The sequence below is a fragment of the Streptomyces corchorusii genome, from assembly GCF_001514055.1.
Taxonomy (GTDB): Bacteria; Actinomycetota; Actinomycetes; order Streptomycetales; family Streptomycetaceae; genus Streptomyces; species Streptomyces olivaceoviridis.
The window spans coordinates 171,669-192,540 of sequence record NZ_KQ948352.1; the positions used below are offsets into that span (position 1 = coordinate 171,669).

The following is a 20,872-nucleotide window of genomic DNA, read 5'->3' on the forward strand; positions in this document are numbered from 1 at the left end:
CCTACTGCCGGTAGCCGCTGAGGAACCTGCCGATCCGGCCGATCGCCGCCTCCAGGTCGTCCGCGTGCGGCAGGGTCAGGATGCGGAAGTGGTCGGGGGAGGGCCAGTTGAAGCCGGTGCCCTGGACCACCTGGATCTTCTCGCGCAGCAGCAGGTCCAGGACGAACTTCTCGTCGTCGTGGATCGGGTGCACCTTGGGATCGATGCGCGGGAACGCGTACAGCGCGCCCTTGGGTTTGACGCAGGACACGCCCGGGATCTCGTTGAGCTTCTCCCAGGCCACGTTCCGCTGCTCGTACAGCCGCCCGCCGGGCACGGTGAGTTCGCCGATGGACTGCCGTCCGCCGAGCGCGGCCTGGATGGCGTACTGGGCGGGCGCGTTGGCGCACAGCCGCATGGAGGCCAGCATGGTCAGGCCCTCCAGGTAGTCCTTGGCGTGCTGCTTCGGCCCGGTGACCACCAGCCAGCCGGAGCGGAAGCCCGCCACCCGGTAGGTCTTGGACAGGCCGCAGAAGGTGAGGACGACGAGGTCGGGGGCGAGCGCCGCGGCCGAGTGGTGGACGGCGTCGTCGTAGAGGATCTGGTCGTAGATCTCGTCGGCGAACACCATCAGGCCGTGCCGGCGGGCCAGGTCGAGGATGCCCTCGACGACCTCCTTGGGGTAGACCGCGCCGGTCGGGTTGTTCGGGTTGATGATGACCACGGCCTTGGTGCGGTCGGTGATCTTCGACGCCATGTCGGCCAGGTCCGGGTTCCAGTCGGCCTGTTCGTCGCACAGGTAGTGCACGGCCTTACCGCCGGCCAGCGTGGTGACGGCGGTCCACAGGGGGAAGTCCGGCGCGGGGACGAGGACTTCGTCGCCGTCCTCGATCAGCGCCTGTACGGCCATGGAGACCAGCTCCGAGACGCCGTTGCCCAGGTAGACGTCGTCCACGTCCACGTCGAGGCCCAGGGCCTGGTAGCGCTGGGCGACCGCGCGGCGGGCGGAGAGGACGCCGCGGGAGTCCGTGTAGCCGTGGGCCCGCGGCAGCATCCGGATCATGTCCTGGAGGATCTCCTCCGGCGCCTCGAAGCCGAAGGCCGCGGGATTGCCGGTGTTCAGGCGCAGCACGCTGTGCCCCGCCTCCTCCAGCGCGTTGGCGTGCTCGATCACCGGGCCGCGGATCTCGTAGCACACCTCGCTGAGCTTGTTGGACTGCCGGAACTCCATGCGCCCCTCCGGAAACTCGTGTTGCTTGGTTTTACCAAGCGGGAGCTTGGAAAGTCCAACAACGCGTCTAGACTGCGTCGCATGTCGCCTCGCCGAAGCTACGACCAGTACTGCTCCGCAGCCCGCGCCCTCGACCTCGTCGGTGACCGCTGGACCCTGCTGATCGTCCGCGAACTGCTCGCCGGTCCGCGCCGCTACACGGACCTGCACGCGGACCTGCCCGGCGTCAGCACGGACGTACTCGCCTCGCGGCTGAAGGACATGGAACGTGACGGGCTCACCACCAGGCGGCGGCTGCCCCCGCCGGGCGCGGCGTACGTGTACGAACTCACCGCCCGGGGGCGCCGGTTGCTGCCCGTGCTCCAGGCGCTGGGCGCGTGGGGCGAGGAGGAACTGGGGGAGCGCAGGCCTACCGACGCCGTCCGCGCGCACTGGTTCGCACTGCCGCTGCTGCGGGCGCTGGACGGGGAGGGCGTCGTGGAAGTCCGCCTGGAGGAGGGGGACTTCCACCTGCGCGTCGGCGCGCAGGAGGGCCCGGTGTACGGCGACGGGCCCGCCCCCGGCGAGGCGGACGCGCGGCTGGAGATGGACGCGGCGACCTGCGAGGCCGTCGCCCGGGGGGAGACGCGGCTGCCGGACGCGGTACGGGACGGCCGGGTCGCGGTGACCGGGGACGGCACGCTCGCCAAGGCGCTGCGGGAGGCGTGACCGCCCGGAGAAACGCAAAGGCCCGCCGTACGGCGGGCCTTCACGCTCCAGCGGATCACACGTTCGGCGGCACCCGGGACGGCCGCCCGGACCCCCGGGTCAGCACGTACCCCCCGATCCCGGCGAGCGCGGCCAGCACCGCGCCGATCCCGGTCCACACCCACCGGTCGGACCACCATCCGGAGGACCAGCCGTCGTCGGAGCCGAAGCTGGACAGCACGGCGCCCTTGGAACCGTCCTCGTCCTGCTCGGACTTGGCGGCGATGCCGGGGACGAGCGGCTTGCCCAGCGAGCCGTCCACGGCCGCCGCGCCGCCGATGTCCTTGGAGTCGACGCGCACCTCGGCGCCCACCGGCTTGCCGAGGTCGGCGGCGCCGAGGTCCACCACCGTCAGCCGGACGTAGTACGTGCCCGGCAGCGGGTCATTGGCCCACGGCTCCGCCCAGCCCCGCACCGTGCGCAGCACACAGGCCAGTTCGACCGAGCCGGCGCCCTGCGCGGCGGTCCGGGTCTGGGCGCCGTACTGGCAGGACTGGCGGCGCCGCAGACCGTCGTACACGTCGAGCTGCCAGGTCTCGAAGCCGTGCGCGTCGGGGAGTTTCACCGTCGCCTTGACGGTGGGGCGCTGCCCGGTGTCCGCGGGGAACGACCAGTACAGGTAGTCGCCGGTGGAGCCGGAGGCGGTGGCCTGCTGCCCCTGCTCGATCTCGGTCGCCGTACGGAAGGAGGTGCCCGCCCGGGTGGGCGCGTCGCCGTCGGCGGAGGCGCTCGGGGACGGCGAGGAGTCGGCGGCGGCCGGTCCGGCGGCCAGCCCCAGCGCCAGCAGGGCGGCGCCCATCACACGTGTGATCCGCATCAGTTCGTCCTCCAGACGGCGACCCGCCAGCGCGACAGCCAGCCCCACAGCAGACCGGCGAGGAAGCCGATCAGCACCAGCGTGCCGAGCAGCCACCAGCCACGGCCCAGACCGAACGCGGCCACGTCGTGGTGACCGGACGGCCCGTCCACGACGTCGACGGTCAGCTCCAGCGGCAGACCGGGGGTCGTCTTCACGCCGGACGCGGCCGAGAAGGAACTGGTGACCTGGAGGCACACCGTCTCCGCGGGCGCCGCGTCGTCGTCGCTGTCCGGCCTGGGGTAGCGCAGACCGGTGGAGACGACGTCCGTACGGCCGGTGCCGGCGGCCTCGCCGCGGACGATCTCCCGGCCGTGCACGGTCACCGCCCGCAGCAGCACACCGTAGTTCGGCTGGACGGCCCGGTCGTCGGCCACGCTCACCGAGGCGCGCAGCTCCTGACCGGGCTCGACGTCCACCTTGTACCAGCGCTGCTGCCCGAACCCGGCGCGGTCGGTGTACAGGCCGGACTTGAGCGCCGGCGCCTTCTCGCACCGGTCCGCGCCCTCGGTGGCCACCGGAGTGACCACCGGGTCGGCCGCCCGGTCCACCAACTCGCCGACGCGGTCGCTCAGTTCCTCCTTGTGCCGCACGTCGGTGTAGGTGCCGCCGGTGGCGTCGGCGATGCAGCTGAGCTGGTCGCGGGTCTTGGCGTCCGGGACCAGGCCGAGGGTGTCGATGGTCAGCCCGATGCCCTTGGCGGCTATCTCCCGCGCCACCTCGCACGGGTCGAGCGGCTGGCAGGTGTCCTCGCCGTCGCTGATCAGGACGATACGGCGGGTGCCGTCACCGCCGTTCAGGTCGTCCGCCGCCTTCAGCAGCGCCGGGCCGATCGGCGTCCAGCCGGTCGGTGCCAGTGTGGCCACGGCCGTCTTGGCGTCGGTCCGGTTCAGCGGGCCGACCGGGTAGAGCTGCTCGGTGTCCTTGCAGCCCTCCTTGCGGTCGTCGCCGCGGTAGTTGGCGCCGAGCGTACGGATGCCGAGCCGGACCTCCTCGGGGGTCGCGTCCAGCACCTCGTTGAACGCCTGCTTCGCCGCGGCCATCCGGGTGCCGCCGTCGATGTCACGGGTGCGCATGGAACCGCTGACGTCCAGCACCAGTTCGACCTTCGGAGCGGCCTGGTCCGTCTCGTCGGCGACCGCACCGGCGGGGAAGGCGAGCCCGGCCGTCAGGGCGGCGAGCAGAGCACAGACGCCCGCCGCCAGCCGTTGTCTTCTGATCATCGCCGGATCTTATTGATCAGACAGGCCGTCCTCCAAAACGACCGCCACCCCCCTGCCCCCGGGGTGCCCGGGCCGCCCCGTCAGCTCCCGTCGTCCGGCGCCGGGGTCCCGAACACGCCTGCCAGGCGGGCCCGGTAGAGCGCGGCGATCGTGAAGCCGTCGGTGATCCGCCCGTCGGCCACCATCTCCTCCGCCTCGGCCGGCGTCACCGTGACGGCACGGTGGATCGCCTCGCCCCGCTCGACCGCGCCGACGCCGTCCACGGACGCCGCGTAGAGGAGGACCTTGTGGCCGAGCAGCCCGGTGTCGGGGTGCACTTCGCCCAGCGGGATCACCTCCGTCGGCGTGGCCGTGATCTCCTCCCGCAGTTCCCGGGTGACGTTCTCGGCGGGTGTCGCGCCCGGGGCCCCGAAGCCGCGCACCACCTCCCAGTGCCGGCTCCGGGTGGCGTGCCGGTGGTGCTCGATCAGCACGACCCTCCTCTCCGGACCGAGCAGCGGCAGGACCACCACACCGGGAGAGGAATCCGGGGGCGGCAGGATCCGGTCGTACAGGCCGAGGCGGCCGTCGGGGAAGCGCACCGGGTCGCGCAGGTACCACAGGTAGCGGCCGGCCGACACCACACCCGCCGGGACCGGCCGCAGCACGGCCCGCAGCCGTGCCCACAGGGCCCCGAACAGGCCGCCGCGACCGCTCTGCCCGGCCAGGGTCACCTGGCGGCGGGCGTCGCGGATCTGCGCCGGGTCGGTGAGGATCCGGACTCCTTCGGGATCGTCGCGGAACCACTCCGGGACGTCCCGGCGCAGTGCGTCGTAACGGTTCATCGGCGCCTCGGCAGGCTGGGCAAAGGGGTACTCCGGCTCGTCGGTCCGTCAGTAGTCGGGCAGGTCCTCGTTGTCCTGGGTGGTCGTCGAGGCGGTCCCCGCCGAAACCGGGCCCGCCGTGTCCCGGTAGCCGGGCAGCCGCCGTACCAGGTCGTGGAACTGCGCCCATTCTCGTTCACTCGCCAGCCGTACGGAGGCGATCTCGCGGGCGAACCTCTGCTCCTGCCGTCCGGCGATGTGGTTGCGCAGCACCAACTGCACCGAACCGGTCAGCGAGCCGCTCACCGTGAGCGGCAGGACCGTACCGGCCACCTCCCAGATGTCGTTGCCGCTGACGGCGGTGAACACGGCCGCGCCCACCGTGACGACGACCTCCACGACCGGGCGCCAGGGGGCCGGCCGGGCCTGCCGGCGCTCCCGCGCGAGCCGGAGGATCTCCTTGTTGAGCCGGACGTAGGAGTCGAAGACCTGTCCGACGCCGTCGTGGAAGGTCTCCGGCGCGGCGGTCAGCGCGCCGAACGCCTTGATGTAGGAGTTCCAGGCGGGGGTCTGCCGCAGCCGCCAGATGTCGTGCAGGGTCAGGTCGTTCACCGCCTGGGGCGTCAGGTGGTCCTGCACGACGGCGAAGGTCTGCTGCCGCAGGAACGTCAGCAGCCGCTCCGGGTCCTGGACGACACCGGCGGTGGAGGACGTGGCCTCGCGGGCCTCCTGGAGCACCACGCGGCGCAGGCTGCCGACCGGTGTGAGGGGGTAACGCCCCAGGGCGTCGGCCAGGTTGACGTTGTAGATGAGGTCCAGGAGCTGCTTGATCTCCGCCGCGAAGGGCTTGGCGCGGTCGTACCTGCCCTCCGCCACGTTCGTGCCCGGGACGGTCACGAACTCCTCGTACAGGGTGTTGCGCACGACCTGCTGCCTGCGCACGCTGAGGCCGTTGCTGAACGCGACGACCTCGCCGAGCCGTTCTCCGAACCGGTCCGTGTCCTCGCGGGCCACGCCGACCTGCGCGGCGAGGATGTCGATGTCCTTGGCCGTGAGTCCCTGGACCTTCTCGGTGAACGGCTGGTACAGCCGTATCCGGGTGCGGTTCAGGTTCTCCTGGTCGCCGGCGGAGTCGTCCCAGGACATGCGCACACAGCGCACCCGGTCGCCCGCGGACATGCCCGCCAGCGTCTCCTGCCAGGCGGTGAAGCCGTCCTGCCGCAGGTGGAGGTGGGCGGGCGGATCCTCGGCCGGGTGGCGTTCGCGCAGCAGGAAGGGGACGATCGCGCCCGAGGCGAGCAGCTTGCGGTGCGCCGCGCGGGCCTCCCCCTCCTCGGCGAGGTCACGGCTGATCGCGTCGTTGTTGTAGAAGTAGGCCCGGTTGACCACGACCTGGCTGGCGTTGATGAGGCTGCGGAAGTACTCGGCCCGCACCTCCCGCACGCGTTGGCGGTCGACCTGGTCCAGGGACTCACCGCGCTCGATCATCTTCCGGGTCAGCTGCGCGGGGACCCATTGGTTGTCGAGCGACTGGGCGATCACGGCCCCCGGATCCAGCTGTTCGGGCTGGATCGGCGACATCAGGCTGTCACTGCGGTCGTCATCGGTCATCTGCTGCTCTCGAAACTGTCGTGTCCTGACTGGCTCATCAGGGGTACACCGCCGGACGGCGCCTCGTGAGAACAATGGCAGGTTCCGTAACCGAACATGACGCGAAATCAGCTCTGGACCGGGAACGGCGCCGTGCAGGGATGAGGCAGGGACGTCCAGATGTCTCCCGCCCGGTCGGGCGAAAGACGCATCAGCGTCAACGCCTTCGCCGGGAGCGGGTCCTCGCGCAGGGACGCCAGGTCCGGGCCGGGCGGCAGGTCGGGCAGGGCGGCCCGCAGCGCGGCGCCCAGTGCGGGGGCCGAGCCGGCCGTGCCCGCCAGTGCCCCCGCGACCAGGGAACCGAACAGTTTGCGGCGCAGGGCGGTGCCGTCGTCGGTGATCAGACGGCCGGTGAGCGCGGGCGGGGTGATGCCGTGGCGGGTCAGGCGGGCCGGGCTGATCCGGATGTCGGCCAGGTCGCGGTAGACCAGGCGCAGCGGGGTGCCGTCGGCCGACAGGACGACCAGCAGGTTCTGGCCGTGGGCCTCCAGGGCCACGCCGAGATCCAGCAGCCGCAGGCCCACCGTGAGCGCCAGCCGGGCGAACGCGGCCAGCCAGGCGGGGGAGCCGGGCAGGGACGTGGTGGCGAGGGCGGCCACCGGGAGGACGTGTTCACCGGGACCGGCGTACACCTCCGGCGACTCCCGTAGCAGCGCGGCCAGGTCGGGGGAGTGGGCCGTGACCGCGCCCAGTGTGCGGGTGATGTGCAGCAGGCCGTCCGTGCGTGCCGCCAGGTCCTCGGCGAACGCGGACAGCGGCGCCGCGGCCCGCACCGAGTACACCGAGATGTCCCGCACCGACGAGGTCAGCCGGGCGCTCAGCGCGGTCTTCACCTGCGGGCCGCCGGGCACCGCCAGCGTGCGCAGGGACATCAGCGGGTGGGCGGTGCGCCAGCGGTCGTACGACCGCCCCAGCACGTGCGCGGCCTGCCAGGGGTGGACCGGCACCAGGATCCGGTCGCCGTCGCGGAGCTCGGCCGGCCAGTCGCCGGACACCAGGCACCCGTCCGCCGGCACCGGCACCGTCCCCAGCTCCACCACCGGCCCGTGCTCGGGGGCGTACGCGAGCTGGTCCGCCACCGAGAAACCCGGCCGGGAACGGCAGTTGGGGTGGTACGGGTGCCCGTCCACCACCCGCTGCTCCCACTCCCAGTCCCTCCCGCCGCCCCGCACCGGCCAGCCCTTCGGGTGATCGGCGCCGGCCCGGGACAGCGCCAGCGAGGCCACGCTGTGCGCCAGCTCCGCGGCGAAGGCGGGCGCGTGCGGCACCCCGAGCGCGGTCATCAGCCACGCCGGATCGTCGTACCGCTCCCGGTCCAGTCGTACGGCGGTGACGTACGCGCTCGTGGCGTACGGATCCGCGTGCGGCCCGTGCAGGGTCCGCCCGTCCGCCAGGCGCAGGACGAGGCCGTCCGCCCCGGACACCCGGCCGGACAGCCAGGGCAGCGGTTCATGGGCCAGCGCCCGCCACAGCCGGGTCAGCACGGCGGCACGGGCACCGGGAAGCTCCGCCGCGTACCGGGGCAGCAGCGCGGGCCGGACGGCGGCCAGCTCCTCGGCGATCTCGGCGTCGGCGGTCGGGGGACGGTGCACGGTCGGCTCCTCGGGTACACGGGCCACGGCACGATTGTCCGGGACGGCAGCCATACTGATCGTCACCGGCTCCCGCGGGGCGCACCCGGCGTGCCCCGGGGAAGACCGCGGGCCCCCTGGACGAAGAACGAATGGATCGCGTGGACCTCACACCCCCCCATGGTGCCGTCGGCCGCCGTGCCGACGCGTACGCGACCGCGCCCCTGCTCAACTGCCTGCTGCGGGAGGTCGCCGAACCGCTCCCGGACGCCGGGGACCGCCGCGTCCACCGGCTGCCGGACGGTCGGCTGCTGCGGGTGCGCCCCGGTCGGCGCCCCGCCGACCCCGAGCTGTGCACGGCCGGGGGCTGGCGCCGCATCGGCCACTCGGAACTGGTCAAACTGGTCGCCGAGGAGCTGCGCCGGCACACCGGGCTGCCCGGCGGCGACCTGCCCGCCGAGATGATCGACAGCCGGGACGCGATCGCCGCCCTGCTCACCGCCCGCGCCCGGGCCACGGCGCCCGAGGACCTGTATCTGCGCTCCGAGCAGTCCCTGCTCACCGGTCACCCCCACCACCCGGCCCCCAAGGCGCGCGGCGGCGGCCCGGTCGCCTCCTGGCTGCCGTACGCCCCCGAGGCGCACGCGCGGTTCCCGCTGACGCTGCTCGGCGTCCGCGAGGACCAGGTGGCCGAGGAGGGCGACACCCGGGCCCTGGACGCCCTCGGCACCGCCCCGCCCGGCTACCGGCTGCTGCCCGCCCACCCCTGGCAGCTCGACCTCGTCGCCCGCGATCTCGCGCCCGCCTTCGCCGACGGGCGGCTGCTGCGGCTGGGCACCACCCCGTTCGACACCTGGCCCACGGCCGCCGTCCGCACGGTGTACGAGCCGCGCCGCGATCTGTTCCTGAAGTTCAGCCTGGACGTCCGCATCACCAACGACATCCGCCGACTGTGGCGCCACGACCTGCGGAAACTGCGCCGCACCGACACCGCGGTCCGGCACGCCTTCGCGGCGGTGGGCCCGCCCGCGGCCTGGCTCGGCGACCGCGGCTACCGCACCGCCGCGTTCGCCTTCGAGGAACTGGCCGTCCTGGTCCGCGACGGGCTGCGCGGGCATCTGCTGCCGGGCGCCACCCCCCTGCTCGCGGCGGGTCTCGCCGAGGGCTTCGACGGCAGCCCGCTCGCCGCCGCCACCGACCCGGCCGCCTGGTGGGAGGCGTACCTGCGGCAGGTCGTGCCGCCCGCCCTGAGCGCGTTCGGCGACCACGGGGTGGTCCTGGAGGCCCACCTCCAGAACACGCTGGTCGCCGTGGACGCGGCCGGTACGCCCGTGCAGGCCCTGTTCCGGGACGCGGAGGGCGCCAAGCTGCTGGGGGACGTGAACCGGGCCGCCGGCTGGGAGCGGCTGGTGTACTGCCTCGTCGTCAACCACCTCATCGAGATCGCCGGCGCCCTCACCGACCACCACCCCGGCCTCGACCCCTGGCCCGCCGCCCGCCGGGAACTCGCCCGTCACGACCTCCCCGAGATCCCCGCCCTGCTCACCGCCCCCACCCTGCCGGGCAAGACCAACCTGCTCCTGCGCTGGACCGGCGCGGACGGCGCGGACGCCCGCTACCTGCCGCTGCCGAACCCGCTGGCCGGCGCCTGACCTGCCGTACTCTGGCCGGTGTGCTGCGCGATGTGACTGCTGTTCGATACGTGACCCCGCTCCACTCCGGCGGCTCCGTGCCCGGGGTCGTGGAGGCCGACGACGACGGCACCTACGTCGTGAAGTTCACGGGCTCGGCGCAGGGGCACAAGGCGCTGGTCGCCGAGATCATCGTCGGGGAACTCGCCCGCGCGCTCGGCCTGCGCTTCCCCGAGCTGGTCCTCGTCCACTTCGACCCGGCCATCGCCGCCGGCGAGCCGCACCAGGAGGTGCGCGAGCTGCACAGCGCCAGCGCGGGCGTCAACCTCGGCATGGACTACCTGCCGGGCGCCCGGGACTTCACCCCGCAGATCGCCCGGACGTTCCCGGTCGACCCGCTGGAGGCCGGCCGGATCGTCTGGCTGGACGCGCTGACCGTGAACGTCGACCGCACCGTCCACAGCTCCAACCTGATGGTCTGGCCCACGCTCGGCACCGCGCCCGCGCGCCTGTGGCTGATCGACCACGGCGCCGCCCTCGTCTTCCACCACCGCTGGGACACCACGGCCCCGGGCCGGCGGTACGACTTCCGGCACCACGCCCTCGGCCACTACGGCCCCGACGTGCGCGCCGCCGACGCCGAACTGGCGCCCCGGGTGACGGAGGAGCTGCTGCGCGGGATCGTCGCCGAGGTGCCGGACGTCTGGCTCGCCGAGGACGCCGGGTTCGCCACGCCCGACGACGTCCGGGACGCCTACGTCGGCTACCTCCTGGAGCGGGTCCGGCTCTCCCCCCAGTGGCTGCCCACCGACTTCCCGAGCAGCGAGGAGCTGGCGGCCGAGGAGGCCGCCCGCACCGCGAGGACACAGGCGGGCCGCCCGGACTGGCTGAAGCGGGTCCCCGACCTGCACGGCAAGCCGGCGGCGGAACAGGACTGGTCGGTACACCTGGGATGACCCGCTGACCCGCCGACCCGCCGGGCGGGGCTTCAGCCGCGCAGCTGCCGGTACGCCGGCAGGGTGAGGAAGTCGGCGTAGTCCTCGTCGAGGGCCACCCGCAGCAGCAGGTCGTGCGCCTCCTGCCAGTGCCCGGCGGCGAAGGCCGCCTCGCCGATCTCCGCGCGGATGGCGTCGAGTTCCTCGGCGGCGACCTTGCGGGCCAGCTCCGGCGTGGCCTTCTCGCCGTTCTCGAACTCGACCCCGGCGTTGATCCACTGCCAGATCTGCGAGCGGGAGATCTCGGCGGTGGCCGCGTCCTCCATGAGGTTGAAGATGGCGACCGCGCCGAGCCCGCGCAGCCAGGCCTCGATGTACCGGATGCCGACCTGGACGGCGTTGACGAGACCGGCGTACGTCGGCTTGGCGTCGAGGGAGTCGATCGCGATGAGGTCGGCGGCCTCGACGCGCACGTCCTCGCGGAGGCGGTCCTTCTGGTTGGGCTTGTCGCCGAGGACCTTGTCGAAGGACTCCATGGCGATCGGGACCAGGTCGGGGTGGGCGACCCAGGAGCCGTCGAAGCCGTCGTTCGCCTCGCGGTCCTTGTCGGCGCGGACCTTCTCGAAGGCGACCTTGTTGACCTCGGCGTCCTTGCGGGACGGGATGAAGGCCGCCATGCCGCCGATGGCGTGCGCGCCGCGCTTGTGGCAGGTGCGGACGAGGAGTTCGGTGTACGCCCGCATGAACGGGGCGGTCATGGTGACCGCGTTGCGGTCCGGGAGCACGAACTTCGGCCCGCCGTCACGGAAGTTCTTCACGATGGAGAACAGGTAGTCCCAGCGGCCGGCGTTCAGCCCGGAGGCGTGGTCGCGCAGTTCGTAGAGGATCTCCTCCATCTCGTACGCGGCCGTGATGGTCTCGATCAGGACGGTGGCGCGGATGGTGCCCTGCGGGACGCCGAGGTGGTCCTGCGCGAAGACGAACACGTCGTTCCACAGGCGGGCTTCGAGGTGCGACTCGGTCTTCGGCAGGTAGAAGTACGGGCCCTTGCCGAGGTCGAGCAGCCGCCGCGCGTTGTGGAAGAAGTACAGGCCGAAGTCGACGAGGGCGCCGGGGACGGCCCGGCCGCCGGCGTCGGCCAGGTGCCGTTCGTCCAGGTGCCAGCCGCGCGGGCGCATGACGACGGTCGCCAGCTCCTCGTTCGGCCGCAGGGCGTACGACTTGCCGGTGCGCTCGTCGGTGAAGTCGATGTTCCGGGTGTAGGCGTCGATCAGGTTGAGCTGGCCGAGGACCACGTTCTCCCAGGTGGGGGCGGAGGCGTCCTCGAAGTCGGCGAGCCAGATCCTCGCGCCCGAGTTGAGCGCGTTGATGGTCATCTTGCGGTCGGTGGGGCCGGTGATCTCGACGCGCCGGTCGTTCAGCGCGGCCGGGGCCGGGGCGACCTTCCAGGAGTCGTCCGCGCGGATCGCGGCCGTCTCCGGCAGGAAGTCGAGCGTGGAGGTGCGGGCGATCTCGGCGCGGCGCTCGGCCCGGCGGGCCAGGAGTTCGTCACGGCGCGGGGTGAACCGCCGGTGCAGCTCCGCCACGAAGGCGAGCGCCGCGTCCGTGAGGACCTCCTCCTGCCGGGGCAGGGGCTCGGCGTCGACGATGGCCAGCGGGGACGGCGCTGGTGCGGACATGAGCTGTCACTTCCTTCAGCGGTGGCACCTGGTGCCAAGGGGCACGAACAGGACGGTGAGCGCCGGCTGTGCGGACAGGCGCTTCTGATCAGTGGATAGTAGTTTCCTCATTGTGGAAGTTCAATGGTTTGTTGATGTCGAGAATCTCCGGGTCGAGGCAAGGTGGCGCCCGGTGCCACCCCGGTCACCGGAGGCGGCTCAGGTCGGCCTCCGTGTCGATGTCGTACGGCTCCGCGACATCCGCGCACTCCACGAGCCGGATCTCCCCCTCGTGCGCCGTCAGGTAGGCCCGCGCCCCGCGGTCCCCGGTGGCCGTCTGTGCGATGCCCGCCCAGTGCGCCGCGCCGAACAGCACCGGATGCCCGCGTACCCCCGCGTAGGCGGCCGAGACCAGGGACGTCTCGTCCTCGCAGGCACCGAGCACCCGGGCCGTGGCGGCCGGACCGATGCCGGGCTGGTCGACCAGGCTCACCAGGGCCGCGCGGACGCCCGTGCCGGCGAGTGAGGCGAGCCCCGCGCGCAGCGAGGAGCCCATGCCCGCCGCCCAGTCCGAGTTGTCCACCAGCACACAGCCGTCCAGCCGGGCGCGCTCCCGCACCTCGTCCGCCGCGGCGCCCAGCACCACGTGGATCCGCTCGCATCCGGCCGTCCGCAGCACCCCGACCGCGTGCTCCACCAGCGGCCGGCCCCGGTACGGCAGCAGTGCCTTGGGGCGTCCGCCGAGCCGCCTGCCGCCGCCGGCGGCGAGCAGCAGTCCCGCGACGCCCCCCTGAAGATCCTGGTTGTCCGTCATGGGTCCTGCATACCCGACGGCCGTGGATTCGGCCGGTCTTCCGGTGCCGCTTCCGTTGGGCTGAATTTCGGTCCGCCCAGTGGCGCTCCCGCACGGGGTGGCGTTTACTGGCCCGCGCACGACGCCGTGGCAGGGGGGAGGGCTGTGTTGCGGAGCTTGGGGCAGAGGCCAGTGACCGGCAGCGACGAGGACCCGAGGGTGGCGGAACTGCGGACCGCGGTGTCCCGGTTGCGCCGCGAACTCGCCGCGGTGCCGGCGGACTTCCCCGACCGGGCGATAGCCGAGGACGAACTCGCGGCGCTGGCCGCGATGGCCGCCGGCGGCCTGCCGGAGACCCCGCGCCTGCGCAGCTCCCTGTTGCTGATCGCCGGCGCCATCGGCTCGATGAGCGCGCTGGCCCGGGGGCTGTCCCAGGTGCGCGACGCGGTGGACCTGTTCGGCGGACCGCCCCTCGACCGGGCCCCGCGACGCCGGGACGATCCGGACGGCGGGGCCTGACCGTCCGCTACGGCCGCCCGGCGCCCCGGCAGCCCGATGCCGACGGCATGTCCCGGCAGACCTGGTCCTGGTGTGACTGCGCGGCGGCCCCGCCGAAGACGACGAGGCACACCAGGACGGCCACGACGGCCTGGGTGGCCACCGTGACGACGGCACCGGCCCACGCGGCGATCAGGCCCGCCGCCAGGGCGAGGACGCCGACCGCGCCGGCGGCGGCCAGGTAGTTCCACAACGGGTCGGCCGTGACGGTCTCGGCCGTGTCGAAGGTCCACCCGGACAACACCCAGAGCCCGAAGATCACCACCAGGGCGACCAGCTCCAGGACCACCAGCCCGCACCCGGCTCCGACATCGGCGCCCCGGTCGGCACGGCGGCGGGGCCCGGGACCGGCGGTGGCGTCGAAGGCCGGCGGGGCGACGGGGAGGTCCATGCCCGCCACCCTGCCCGCGGGGGCGGGAGGGGCACATGAGTACGGGTACTCAGCCGGGTGTGAGCGGGGGTACGGGGGCGGTCCCCGGTGGCCCGGTGCCGGTCGCCGACGGCAGGCCGCCGTGGCCGGGCGGTCCGGGCGGACGCACGTGGCCGCCGCCCTCGACGCGGACGCACGTGGCCGCTGCCCCCGACGCGGGAGCCCCAGGCAGACGCACGTGGCCGCCGCCCTCGACGCGGACGCCCCGGGCGCCGCAGGGTCAGCCTCCGGCGCCGTCCCGGTCGGCCCCCGGCCGTCGGGCTCTCCGACGGCGCTCGACGGTGCCGGCCGGGCCGGCGCCGTACCCCCGTCAGGCCTGGTTCTGGCTGACCAGTGCCGCCGACAGTTCGTCGGCGATCTGCTGGAGCACCGGCACGATCTTGTCCGTGGCCGCTTCCGTGACCCGTCCCGCCGGTCCGGAGATGGAGATGGCGGCGGCCGTGGGGGAGTCCGGCACGGACACCGCGAGGCACCGCACCCCGACCTCCTGCTCGTTGTCGTCCACGGCGTAGCCCAGCCGCCGCACCTCCGCCAGCGCCGCCAGGAACCCCTCCGGCGTGGTGATGGTCTTCTCCGTGGCGGCCGGCATGCCCGTCCGGGCCAGCAGCGCCCGCACCTCGTCGTCCGGCACCCCGGCCAGCAGCGCCTTGCCCACACCGGTCGAGTGCGGCAGCACCCGCCGGCCGACCTCGGTGAACATCCGCATCGAGTGCTTCGACGGCACCTGGGCCACGTAGACGATCTCGTCCCCGTCGAGCAGCGCCATGTTCGCCGTCTCGCCGGTCTCCTCCACCAGCCGGGCCAGGTACGGCCGCGCCCAGGTGCCGAGGAGCCGGGAGGCGGACTCGCCGAGGCGGATCAGCCGGGGCCCGAGGGCGTAGCGCCGGTTGGCCTGCTGGCGGACGTAGCCGCAGGCGACCAGCGTGCGCATCAGCCGGTGGATGGTCGGCAGCGGCAGCCCGCTCGCCGCGGACAGTTCGCTCAGCCCCACCTCGCCGCCCGCGTCCGCCATCCGCTCAAGCAGGTCGAAGGCGCGCTCCAGGGACTGCACCCCGCCGGCGGCGGAGGGCTTGGCGGAGTCGGTGGTGCTGGCGCTGGACGTCGGCACGGCGCGTTCCTTTCGGGACTGGCGGGGAGAGCAGAAGCCTACCCGGCAGTCGGTTGACTCCCTGCTTGTACGTAGCTACGTTCTGCTTGCTGGAATTCTAATTCCGCGTTGTGGAAACGTCCAGACCCGGCGCCGCTTCGATGCTGCCCAGAAGTGTGCCTCTTGACGGCGGGGAACGAGGAGTGAAGACTCGTTCAACAAAACGTTGAAGTCCGTTACATGGGAGTAAATCCCGTTTCCTGGACGTAAAACGGCGGTAGAGAGAGGGGTTCGGGTGTCCGACGCTGAACTGGTGCTGCGCTCCACGCGCGTGGTCACTCCGGAAGGGACACGGGCCGCCACCGTCACCGTGTCCGCCGGGAGGATCACCGCCGTCCTGCCGTACGACGCCGAGGTACCGGCCGCCGCCCGGCTGGAGGACGTCGGCGACCACGTCCTGCTGCCCGGCCTGGTCGACACCCACGTGCACGTCAACGACCCGGGCCGCACCGAGTGGGAGGGCTTCTGGACCGCCACCCGCGCGGCGGCGGCCGGCGGCATCACCACCCTGATCGACATGCCGCTCAACTCCCTGCCGCCGACCACCACGGTCGAGCACCTGCGGATCAAACAGGACGTCGCCCGGGACAAGGCGCACATCGACGTCGGCTTCTGGGGCGGCGCCCTGCCCGACAACGTCAAGGACCTGCGCCCGCTGCACGACGCCGGCGTCTTCGGCTTCAAGGCCTTCCTGTCCCCGTCCGGCGTGGACGAGTTCCCGCACCTCGACCAGGAGCGGCTCGCCCGGTCCCTGGCCGAGATCGCCGGGTTCGACGGGCTGCTCATCGTGCACGCCGAGGACCCGCACCACCTGGCCGCCGCCCCGCAGCAGGGCGGCCCCAAGTACGCCGACTTCCTCGCCTCCCGGCCGCGCGACGCCGAGGACACCGCCATAGCGAACCTCATCGCCCAGGCCCGGCGCCTGGACGCGCGCGTGCACGTACTGCACCTGTCCTCCGGCGACGCCCTGCCGCTGATCCGCGCCGCCCGCGCCGAGGGCGTTCGCGTCACCGTGGAGACCTGCCCGCACTACCTCACCCTGACCGCCGAGGAAGTCCCGGACGGCGCCAGCGAGTTCAAGTGCTGCCCGCCCATCCGCGAGGCCGCCAACCAGGACCTGCTCTGGGAGGCACTCGCCGACGGCACCATCGGCTGCGTGGTCACCGACCACTCGCCGTCCACCGCCGACCTGAAGACGGACGACTTCGCCACCGCGTGGGGCGGCATCTCCGGCCTCCAGCTCAGCCTGTCCGCCGTCTGGACCGGGGCCCGCGCGCGCGGGCACGGCCTGGAGGACGTCGTGCGCTGGATGTCCACGCGGACCGCCGGCCTCGTCGGCCTCGGCGCCTCCAAGGGCGCCATCGCCCCGGGCCACGACGCCGACTTCGCCGTCCTCGCCCCCGACGAGACCTTCACCGTCGACCCGGCCGGGCTCCAGCACCGCAACCGGGTCACCGCCTACGCCGGCAGGACCCTGTACGGCGTCGTGAAGTCCACCTGGCTGCGCGGCGAACGCATCGTCGCCGACGGCGAGTTCACCGCGCCGAAGGGCACGCTGCTCGCCCGCCCCCAGTGAGCCACCACCGCAACCGCACCCGGCCGACTCCCAGAGAGGACCCACTGATCACCGTGACGGCGATTTCGAGCTTCACCGGCGACGCGAACCCCTACGGAGGCGGCGACCCGTACGCGGACTACCGCACCGCTGACTTCCCCTTCACCCGGTACGCCAACCTCGCCGACCGGCGGCTCGGCGCCGGTGTCATCGCCGCCAACGACGAGTTCTTCGCCCAGCGGGAGAACCTGCTGGTGCCCGAGCGGGCCGAGTTCGACCCCGAGCACTTCGGGCACAAGGGCAAGATCATGGACGGCTGGGAGACCCGCCGCCGGCGCGGCGCCTCGGCCGAGCACCCGTGGCCCACCGCCGAGGACCACGACTGGGCGCTGGTCCGCCTCGGCGCGCCCGGGGTGATCCGCGGGATCGTCGTCGACACCGCCCACTTCCGCGGCAACTACCCGCAGGCCGTCTCGGTCGAGGCCGCGTCCGTACCCGGCTCGCCGTCCCCGGAGGAACTGCTGGGCGACGACGTGAAGTGGACGACGATCCTCCCGCGCACCGCCGTCGGCGGCCACGCGGCGAACGGCTTCGCCGTCTCGGCCGAGCAGCGCTTCACGCACCTGCGGGTCAACCAGCACCCCGACGGGGGCATCGCCCGCCTGCGCGTGTACGGCGAGGTCGTCCCGGACCCCGGGTGGCTGGCCGTCCTCGGCACCTTCGACGTGGTCGCCCTGGAGAACGGCGGCCGGGTCGAGGACGCCTCCGACCTCTTCTACTCCCCGGCCACCAACACCATCCAGCCGGGCCGCTCCCGCAAGATGGACGACGGCTGGGAGACCCGCCGCCGCCGCGACCAGGGCAACGACTGGATCCGCTACCGGCTCGTCGCCCAGTCCCAGATCCGCGCCATCGAGATCGACACGGCCTACCTGAAGGGCAACAGCGCCGGCTGGGCCTCGGTGTCCGTGCAGGACGGGGAGGACGGCGCGTGGCGGGAGATCCTGCCCCGCACCCGCCTCCAGCCCGACACCGACCACCGCTTCGTCCTGCCCGAGCCGGCGGTCGGCACCCACGCGCGGATCGACATCTTCCCCGACGGCGGCATCTCCCGCCTGCGGCTGTTCGGCTCCCTGACCGAGCAGGGCGCGAGCGGCCTCGCCGCCCGCCACCAGGAGCTGGGCGGCTGACCCGGCGCCGACGCCCGTCCACGCGCGCGTGGGGCGCCCCGGCCGGACAGCACCGGGGCGCCCCGCGTCACCCGCGCGGACCCCTGTTCCGGGCCGCCGGAACTCTTCCCCGCTCCTCCCGCGTTCTCTCCGCGTGACCCTTAAGCAAGAGATCGTCGGCAACGCCATGCAGATGGCGGTCGTCAACCTGCACCCCGGCCAGACCGTGTACTGCGAGGCCGGGAAGTTCCTGTTCAAGACGACGAACGTGACCATGGAGACGCGGCTGTCCGGCCCGTCCGGCAGCGGCGGGCAGCAGCAGGGCGGCTCGGGCGGCGGGATGGGCGGGCTGCTCCGCCAGGCCATGGGCACCGCCATGCAGGTCGGCCAGCGCATGCTCGCCGGTGAGTCGCTGGCCTTCCAGTACTTCACGGCCCAGGGCGGTGAGGGCACGGTCGGCTTCGCGGGCGTGCTCCCCGGCGAGATGCGCGCCCTGGAGCTGGACGGCACGCGCGCGTGGTTCGCGGAGAAGGACGCCTTCGTGGCCGCCGAGTCCACCGTCGACTTCGGCATCGCCTTCGCCGGAGGCCGCACCGGCATGAGCGGCGGCGAGGGCTTCGTCCTGGAGAAGTTCACCGGACACGGCACGGTGATCATCGCGGGCGCGGGCAACTTCATCGACCTGAACCCGGCGGACTTCGGCGGGCGCATCGAGGTCGACACCGGCTGCGTGGTCGCCTTCGAGGAGGGCATCGAGTACGGCGTCCAGCGCGTCGGCGGCCTCAACCGCCAGGGCCTGATGAACGCCGTGTTCGGCGGCGAGGGCCTGTCCCTGGCCACACTGGAGGGCAACGGCCGGGTGATCCTCCAGTCCCTCACCATCGAGAGCCTCGCCAACGCCCTGAAGAAGGCCCAGGGCGGCGACAAGCAGGGCCCGACCGGCGGGCTGTTCTCCACGCACGCCGGCTGAGCCGGACGCTCCCGGGGCCGGCCGGACCGATGAGTCTCGGGCGGACGCGGGGTCTGACCTGTCGACCGCAGACCCCGCACCCGGAAGAAGGCACCCGCCATGGGCCGGCTCGTCTCCACGATCTTCGTCACCCTCGACGGCGTCCACCAGGCACCCGGCGGCCCCCAGGAGGACACCTCCGGCGGCTTCGACCAGGGCGGCTGGAGCTTCCCGCTCGCCGACGACGACTCCGGCAGGTACATCACCGAGATCTTCGCCCGCGCGAGCGGCTTCCTGCTCGGCCGCCGTACGTACGACATCTTCGCCGCCTACTGGCCGAAGGTGACCGATCCCGCCCACCCGATCGCCGGCAGGCTCAACGCCCTCCCGAAGTACGTCGTCTCCGCCACCCTCCAGGCACCCGCGTGGGCCGGCACCACCGTCGTCTCCGGCGACCTCGCCAAGGAGGTCACCGCGCTGAAGGAGCGCACGGACGGCGAACTCCAGATCCACGGCAGCGGCGCCCTGGTCCGCTCGCTGCTGGACCTCCGGCTCGTCGACACCCTGCACCTGCTGACGTTCCCGGTCGTCCTCGGCGCCGGCCGCCGTCTGTTCACGCCGGGCACGCTCCCCACCCGCTTCACCCACCGCCGCGGCCACGTCACCGGCTCGGGCATCTCCCTCCAGACGTACGACCTGGCGGGCAGCCCGGAGTACGGCACGTACGACCTCCCCGAGGAGTCCTGACGAGCCACCGGCGCCGGGGCGGAGCGGAACCGTGCCCGCCGCGGCATGCGTTCCGCGTCGTCCGGGACCCGGGGGAAGGGCGGGTCGGGCCGGCGCGGAGGACCGCGCGCCGGGATCGACGGCGGGAGCATCATGCGGACGCGACCGCCCGGAAAGACCTGGCCGAAAGATCGTCGCCGCCGGTACCGTGAGCGCGTCCCGCGCGAGCCGCCGTTGTCTGCGCACCCCATTTTCCGCAGACCGGGAGAGCCGCACCGATGTCCTCGCTCGCCGTGCCCGCCGCGCTCGCGCCCCGCCGGGCCTGGCACACCGACCTGCCCGTGCTGCTCGTCGCGGTCTGCTGGGGCGCCAGCTACCTCGCGGCGAAGGAGATCACCACCGCCCGGACGGTGCTCGCCGTCCTGGTGCTGCGGTTCGCCCTCGCGCTGCCCGCCCTGGCCGTCGCCGGCCGCCGGGCCCTGCGCGCCCTCACCGGCGCCCAGTGGCGCGGCGCGGCCCTGCTCGGGCTGGTCCTCGCCGGGGTCTTCCTGCTGGAGACGTACGGGGTGGTGCACACCTCGGCGACCAACGCCGGTCTGATCATCAGCCTCACCATGATCTTCACCCCGCTGGCCGAGGCCGCCGTCACCCGTACCCGGCCCACGCCGTCCTTCCTCGGTGCGGCGGCCCTGTCGGTGCTGGGCGTCGTCCTGCTCACCCAGGGCGCCGGCTTCACCCGGCCCTCGCTCGGCGATCTGCTGATGCTGCTCGCCGCGTGCGCCCGTACCGTGCACGTCCTGGCCATGTCCCGGATCAGGGCCGTACAGGGCGCCGGCGCGCTGCCGCTGACGACGGTCCAGCTCGGCTCCGCCGTCGTCGTCTTCGCCCTGCTGTCGGCCGCCGGCGGCGGACCGGCGCCGTGGACCGCGGCGACGGGGTTCGGCGCGCGGGAGTGGGCGGGGCTGCTGTTCCTGTCGGCCCTGTGCACGGTGTTCGCCTTCTTCGTGCAGATGTGGGCCGTCCGCCGCACCTCTCCCTCGCGGGTCAGCCTGCTGCTCGGCACCGAGCCGCTGTGGGCCGCCGGCGCCGGCATCGCGCTGGGCGGCGACCGGCTCGGCGCGCTCGGCCTGGCGGGCGGCGCGCTGGTGCTCCTGGGGACGGCGTGGGGACGCCGGGCGGCAGCCTGACCGAAAGGCTGCTCGATTCCCCGGCCTGTGACCTGCCGCACATCGTCCGGAGGTCGATCGAAACGTTTGAGTTT

Annotated in this window: 19 protein-coding genes; 9 read left to right on the forward strand and 10 right to left on the reverse strand. The window is 73.3% G+C overall.

The window, feature by feature from the left end; translation table 11 throughout:
• Position 1: 1 nt before the first annotated feature.
• Positions 2 to 1,210 (reverse strand): pyridoxal phosphate-dependent aminotransferase, encoded by a 1,209-nt coding sequence (locus tag AQJ11_RS04920; RefSeq protein ID WP_014675834.1) that lies wholly within the window; start codon positions 1,208 to 1,210, stop codon positions 2 to 4.
• An 81-nt stretch (positions 1,211 to 1,291) separates the two neighbouring features.
• On the opposite strand from AQJ11_RS04920, the gene AQJ11_RS04925 reads away from it, so the two are divergent.
• Positions 1,292 to 1,918: a winged helix-turn-helix transcriptional regulator gene (locus AQJ11_RS04925; RefSeq protein WP_014675835.1), complete on the forward strand. Its 627-nt coding sequence runs from the start codon at positions 1,292 to 1,294 to the stop codon at positions 1,916 to 1,918.
• 55 nt (positions 1,919 to 1,973) lie between these two features.
• Here AQJ11_RS04925 and AQJ11_RS04930 read toward each other — a convergent pair whose 3' ends face one another.
• The 5 genes from AQJ11_RS04930 to AQJ11_RS04950 form a co-directional block, all read right to left on the reverse strand.
• Complete coding sequence (locus AQJ11_RS04930) at positions 1,974 to 2,774, reverse strand: hypothetical protein (RefSeq protein WP_059262264.1); 801 nt, start codon at positions 2,772 to 2,774, stop codon at positions 1,974 to 1,976.
• Positions 2,774 to 4,036 carry a VWA domain-containing protein gene (locus AQJ11_RS04935; RefSeq protein ID WP_014675837.1) on the reverse strand — a complete coding sequence of 421 codons (1,263 nt, stop codon included), beginning with the start codon at positions 4,034 to 4,036 and terminating at the stop codon, positions 2,774 to 2,776. Before AQJ11_RS04935 ends, AQJ11_RS04930 begins: the two co-directional genes overlap by 1 nt.
• A gap of 80 nt (positions 4,037 to 4,116) precedes the next feature.
• Positions 4,117 to 4,860: an NUDIX hydrolase gene (locus AQJ11_RS04940; RefSeq protein WP_059262001.1), complete on the reverse strand. Its 744-nt coding sequence runs from the start codon at positions 4,858 to 4,860 to the stop codon at positions 4,117 to 4,119.
• A 48-nt stretch (positions 4,861 to 4,908) separates the two neighbouring features.
• Positions 4,909 to 6,450, reverse strand: coding sequence for a hypothetical protein (locus AQJ11_RS04945; protein ID WP_014675839.1), 1,542 nt, complete (start codon positions 6,448 to 6,450; stop codon positions 4,909 to 4,911).
• Positions 6,451 to 6,557: 107 nt separating this feature from the next.
• A complete protein-coding gene (locus AQJ11_RS04950) occupies positions 6,558 to 8,081 on the reverse strand; it encodes an IucA/IucC family protein (protein ID WP_059262002.1) in 1,524 nt (507 codons plus the stop codon).
• 131 nt (positions 8,082 to 8,212) lie between these two features.
• Between AQJ11_RS04950 and AQJ11_RS04955 the strand changes: the two genes are divergently transcribed.
• The gene (locus tag AQJ11_RS04955; RefSeq protein ID WP_059262003.1) at positions 8,213 to 9,712 is read left to right on the forward strand and encodes an IucA/IucC family protein; all 1,500 of its coding nucleotides are present in this window, start codon (positions 8,213 to 8,215) and stop codon (positions 9,710 to 9,712) included.
• A 20-nt stretch (positions 9,713 to 9,732) separates the two neighbouring features.
• On the forward strand, positions 9,733 to 10,647 hold the full coding sequence (locus AQJ11_RS04960) for a HipA family kinase (RefSeq protein WP_079082222.1): 915 nt from the start codon (positions 9,733 to 9,735) through the stop codon (positions 10,645 to 10,647).
• 32 nt (positions 10,648 to 10,679) lie between these two features.
• On the opposite strand, the gene aceB is transcribed toward AQJ11_RS04960, so the two are convergent.
• A complete protein-coding gene (gene aceB, locus AQJ11_RS04965; protein WP_059262005.1) occupies positions 10,680 to 12,305 on the reverse strand; it encodes a malate synthase A in 1,626 nt (541 codons plus the stop codon).
• A gap of 184 nt (positions 12,306 to 12,489) precedes the next feature.
• Complete coding sequence (locus AQJ11_RS04970) at positions 12,490 to 13,098, reverse strand: nucleotidyltransferase family protein (RefSeq protein WP_059262006.1); 609 nt, start codon at positions 13,096 to 13,098, stop codon at positions 12,490 to 12,492.
• 144 nt (positions 13,099 to 13,242) lie between these two features.
• Here AQJ11_RS04970 and AQJ11_RS04975 point away from each other — a divergent pair, with 144 nt between their 5' ends.
• Entirely contained in the window at positions 13,243 to 13,596 is a 354-nt protein-coding gene (locus AQJ11_RS04975) for a DUF5955 family protein (protein ID WP_078611842.1), read from the forward strand.
• A gap of 7 nt (positions 13,597 to 13,603) precedes the next feature.
• Here the strand turns inward: AQJ11_RS04975 and AQJ11_RS04980 are convergent, their stop codons facing one another.
• Together AQJ11_RS04980 and AQJ11_RS04985 are read right to left on the reverse strand one after the other, a co-directional pair.
• Complete coding sequence (locus AQJ11_RS04980) at positions 13,604 to 14,026, reverse strand: DUF6234 family protein (RefSeq protein WP_059262007.1); 423 nt, start codon at positions 14,024 to 14,026, stop codon at positions 13,604 to 13,606.
• Positions 14,027 to 14,375: 349 nt separating this feature from the next.
• Positions 14,376 to 15,173 (reverse strand): IclR family transcriptional regulator, encoded by a 798-nt coding sequence (locus AQJ11_RS04985; RefSeq protein ID WP_014675847.1) that lies wholly within the window; start codon positions 15,171 to 15,173, stop codon positions 14,376 to 14,378.
• Between the two features lie 274 nt (positions 15,174 to 15,447).
• Between AQJ11_RS04985 and allB the strand changes: the two genes are divergently transcribed.
• The 5 genes from allB (at position 15,448) to AQJ11_RS05010 (ending at position 20,798) form a co-directional block, all read left to right on the forward strand.
• Positions 15,448 to 16,788, forward strand: a complete 1,341-nt coding sequence (allB, locus tag AQJ11_RS04990) for an allantoinase AllB (RefSeq protein WP_059262008.1) — start codon at positions 15,448 to 15,450, stop codon at positions 16,786 to 16,788.
• A 53-nt stretch (positions 16,789 to 16,841) separates the two neighbouring features.
• Positions 16,842 to 17,957 carry an allantoicase gene (gene alc, locus AQJ11_RS04995; protein ID WP_059262265.1) on the forward strand — a complete coding sequence of 372 codons (1,116 nt, stop codon included), beginning with the start codon at positions 16,842 to 16,844 and terminating at the stop codon, positions 17,955 to 17,957.
• Positions 17,958 to 18,090: 133 nt separating this feature from the next.
• Complete coding sequence (locus AQJ11_RS05000) at positions 18,091 to 18,906, forward strand: AIM24 family protein (protein ID WP_078611843.1); 816 nt, start codon at positions 18,091 to 18,093, stop codon at positions 18,904 to 18,906.
• 99 nt (positions 18,907 to 19,005) lie between these two features.
• Positions 19,006 to 19,632 (forward strand): dihydrofolate reductase family protein, encoded by a 627-nt coding sequence (locus AQJ11_RS05005; RefSeq protein ID WP_059262009.1) that lies wholly within the window; start codon positions 19,006 to 19,008, stop codon positions 19,630 to 19,632.
• 257 nt (positions 19,633 to 19,889) lie between these two features.
• Complete coding sequence (locus AQJ11_RS05010) at positions 19,890 to 20,798, forward strand: DMT family transporter (protein ID WP_059262010.1); 909 nt, start codon at positions 19,890 to 19,892, stop codon at positions 20,796 to 20,798.
• The last annotated feature ends 74 nt before the right edge of the window (positions 20,799 to 20,872 follow it).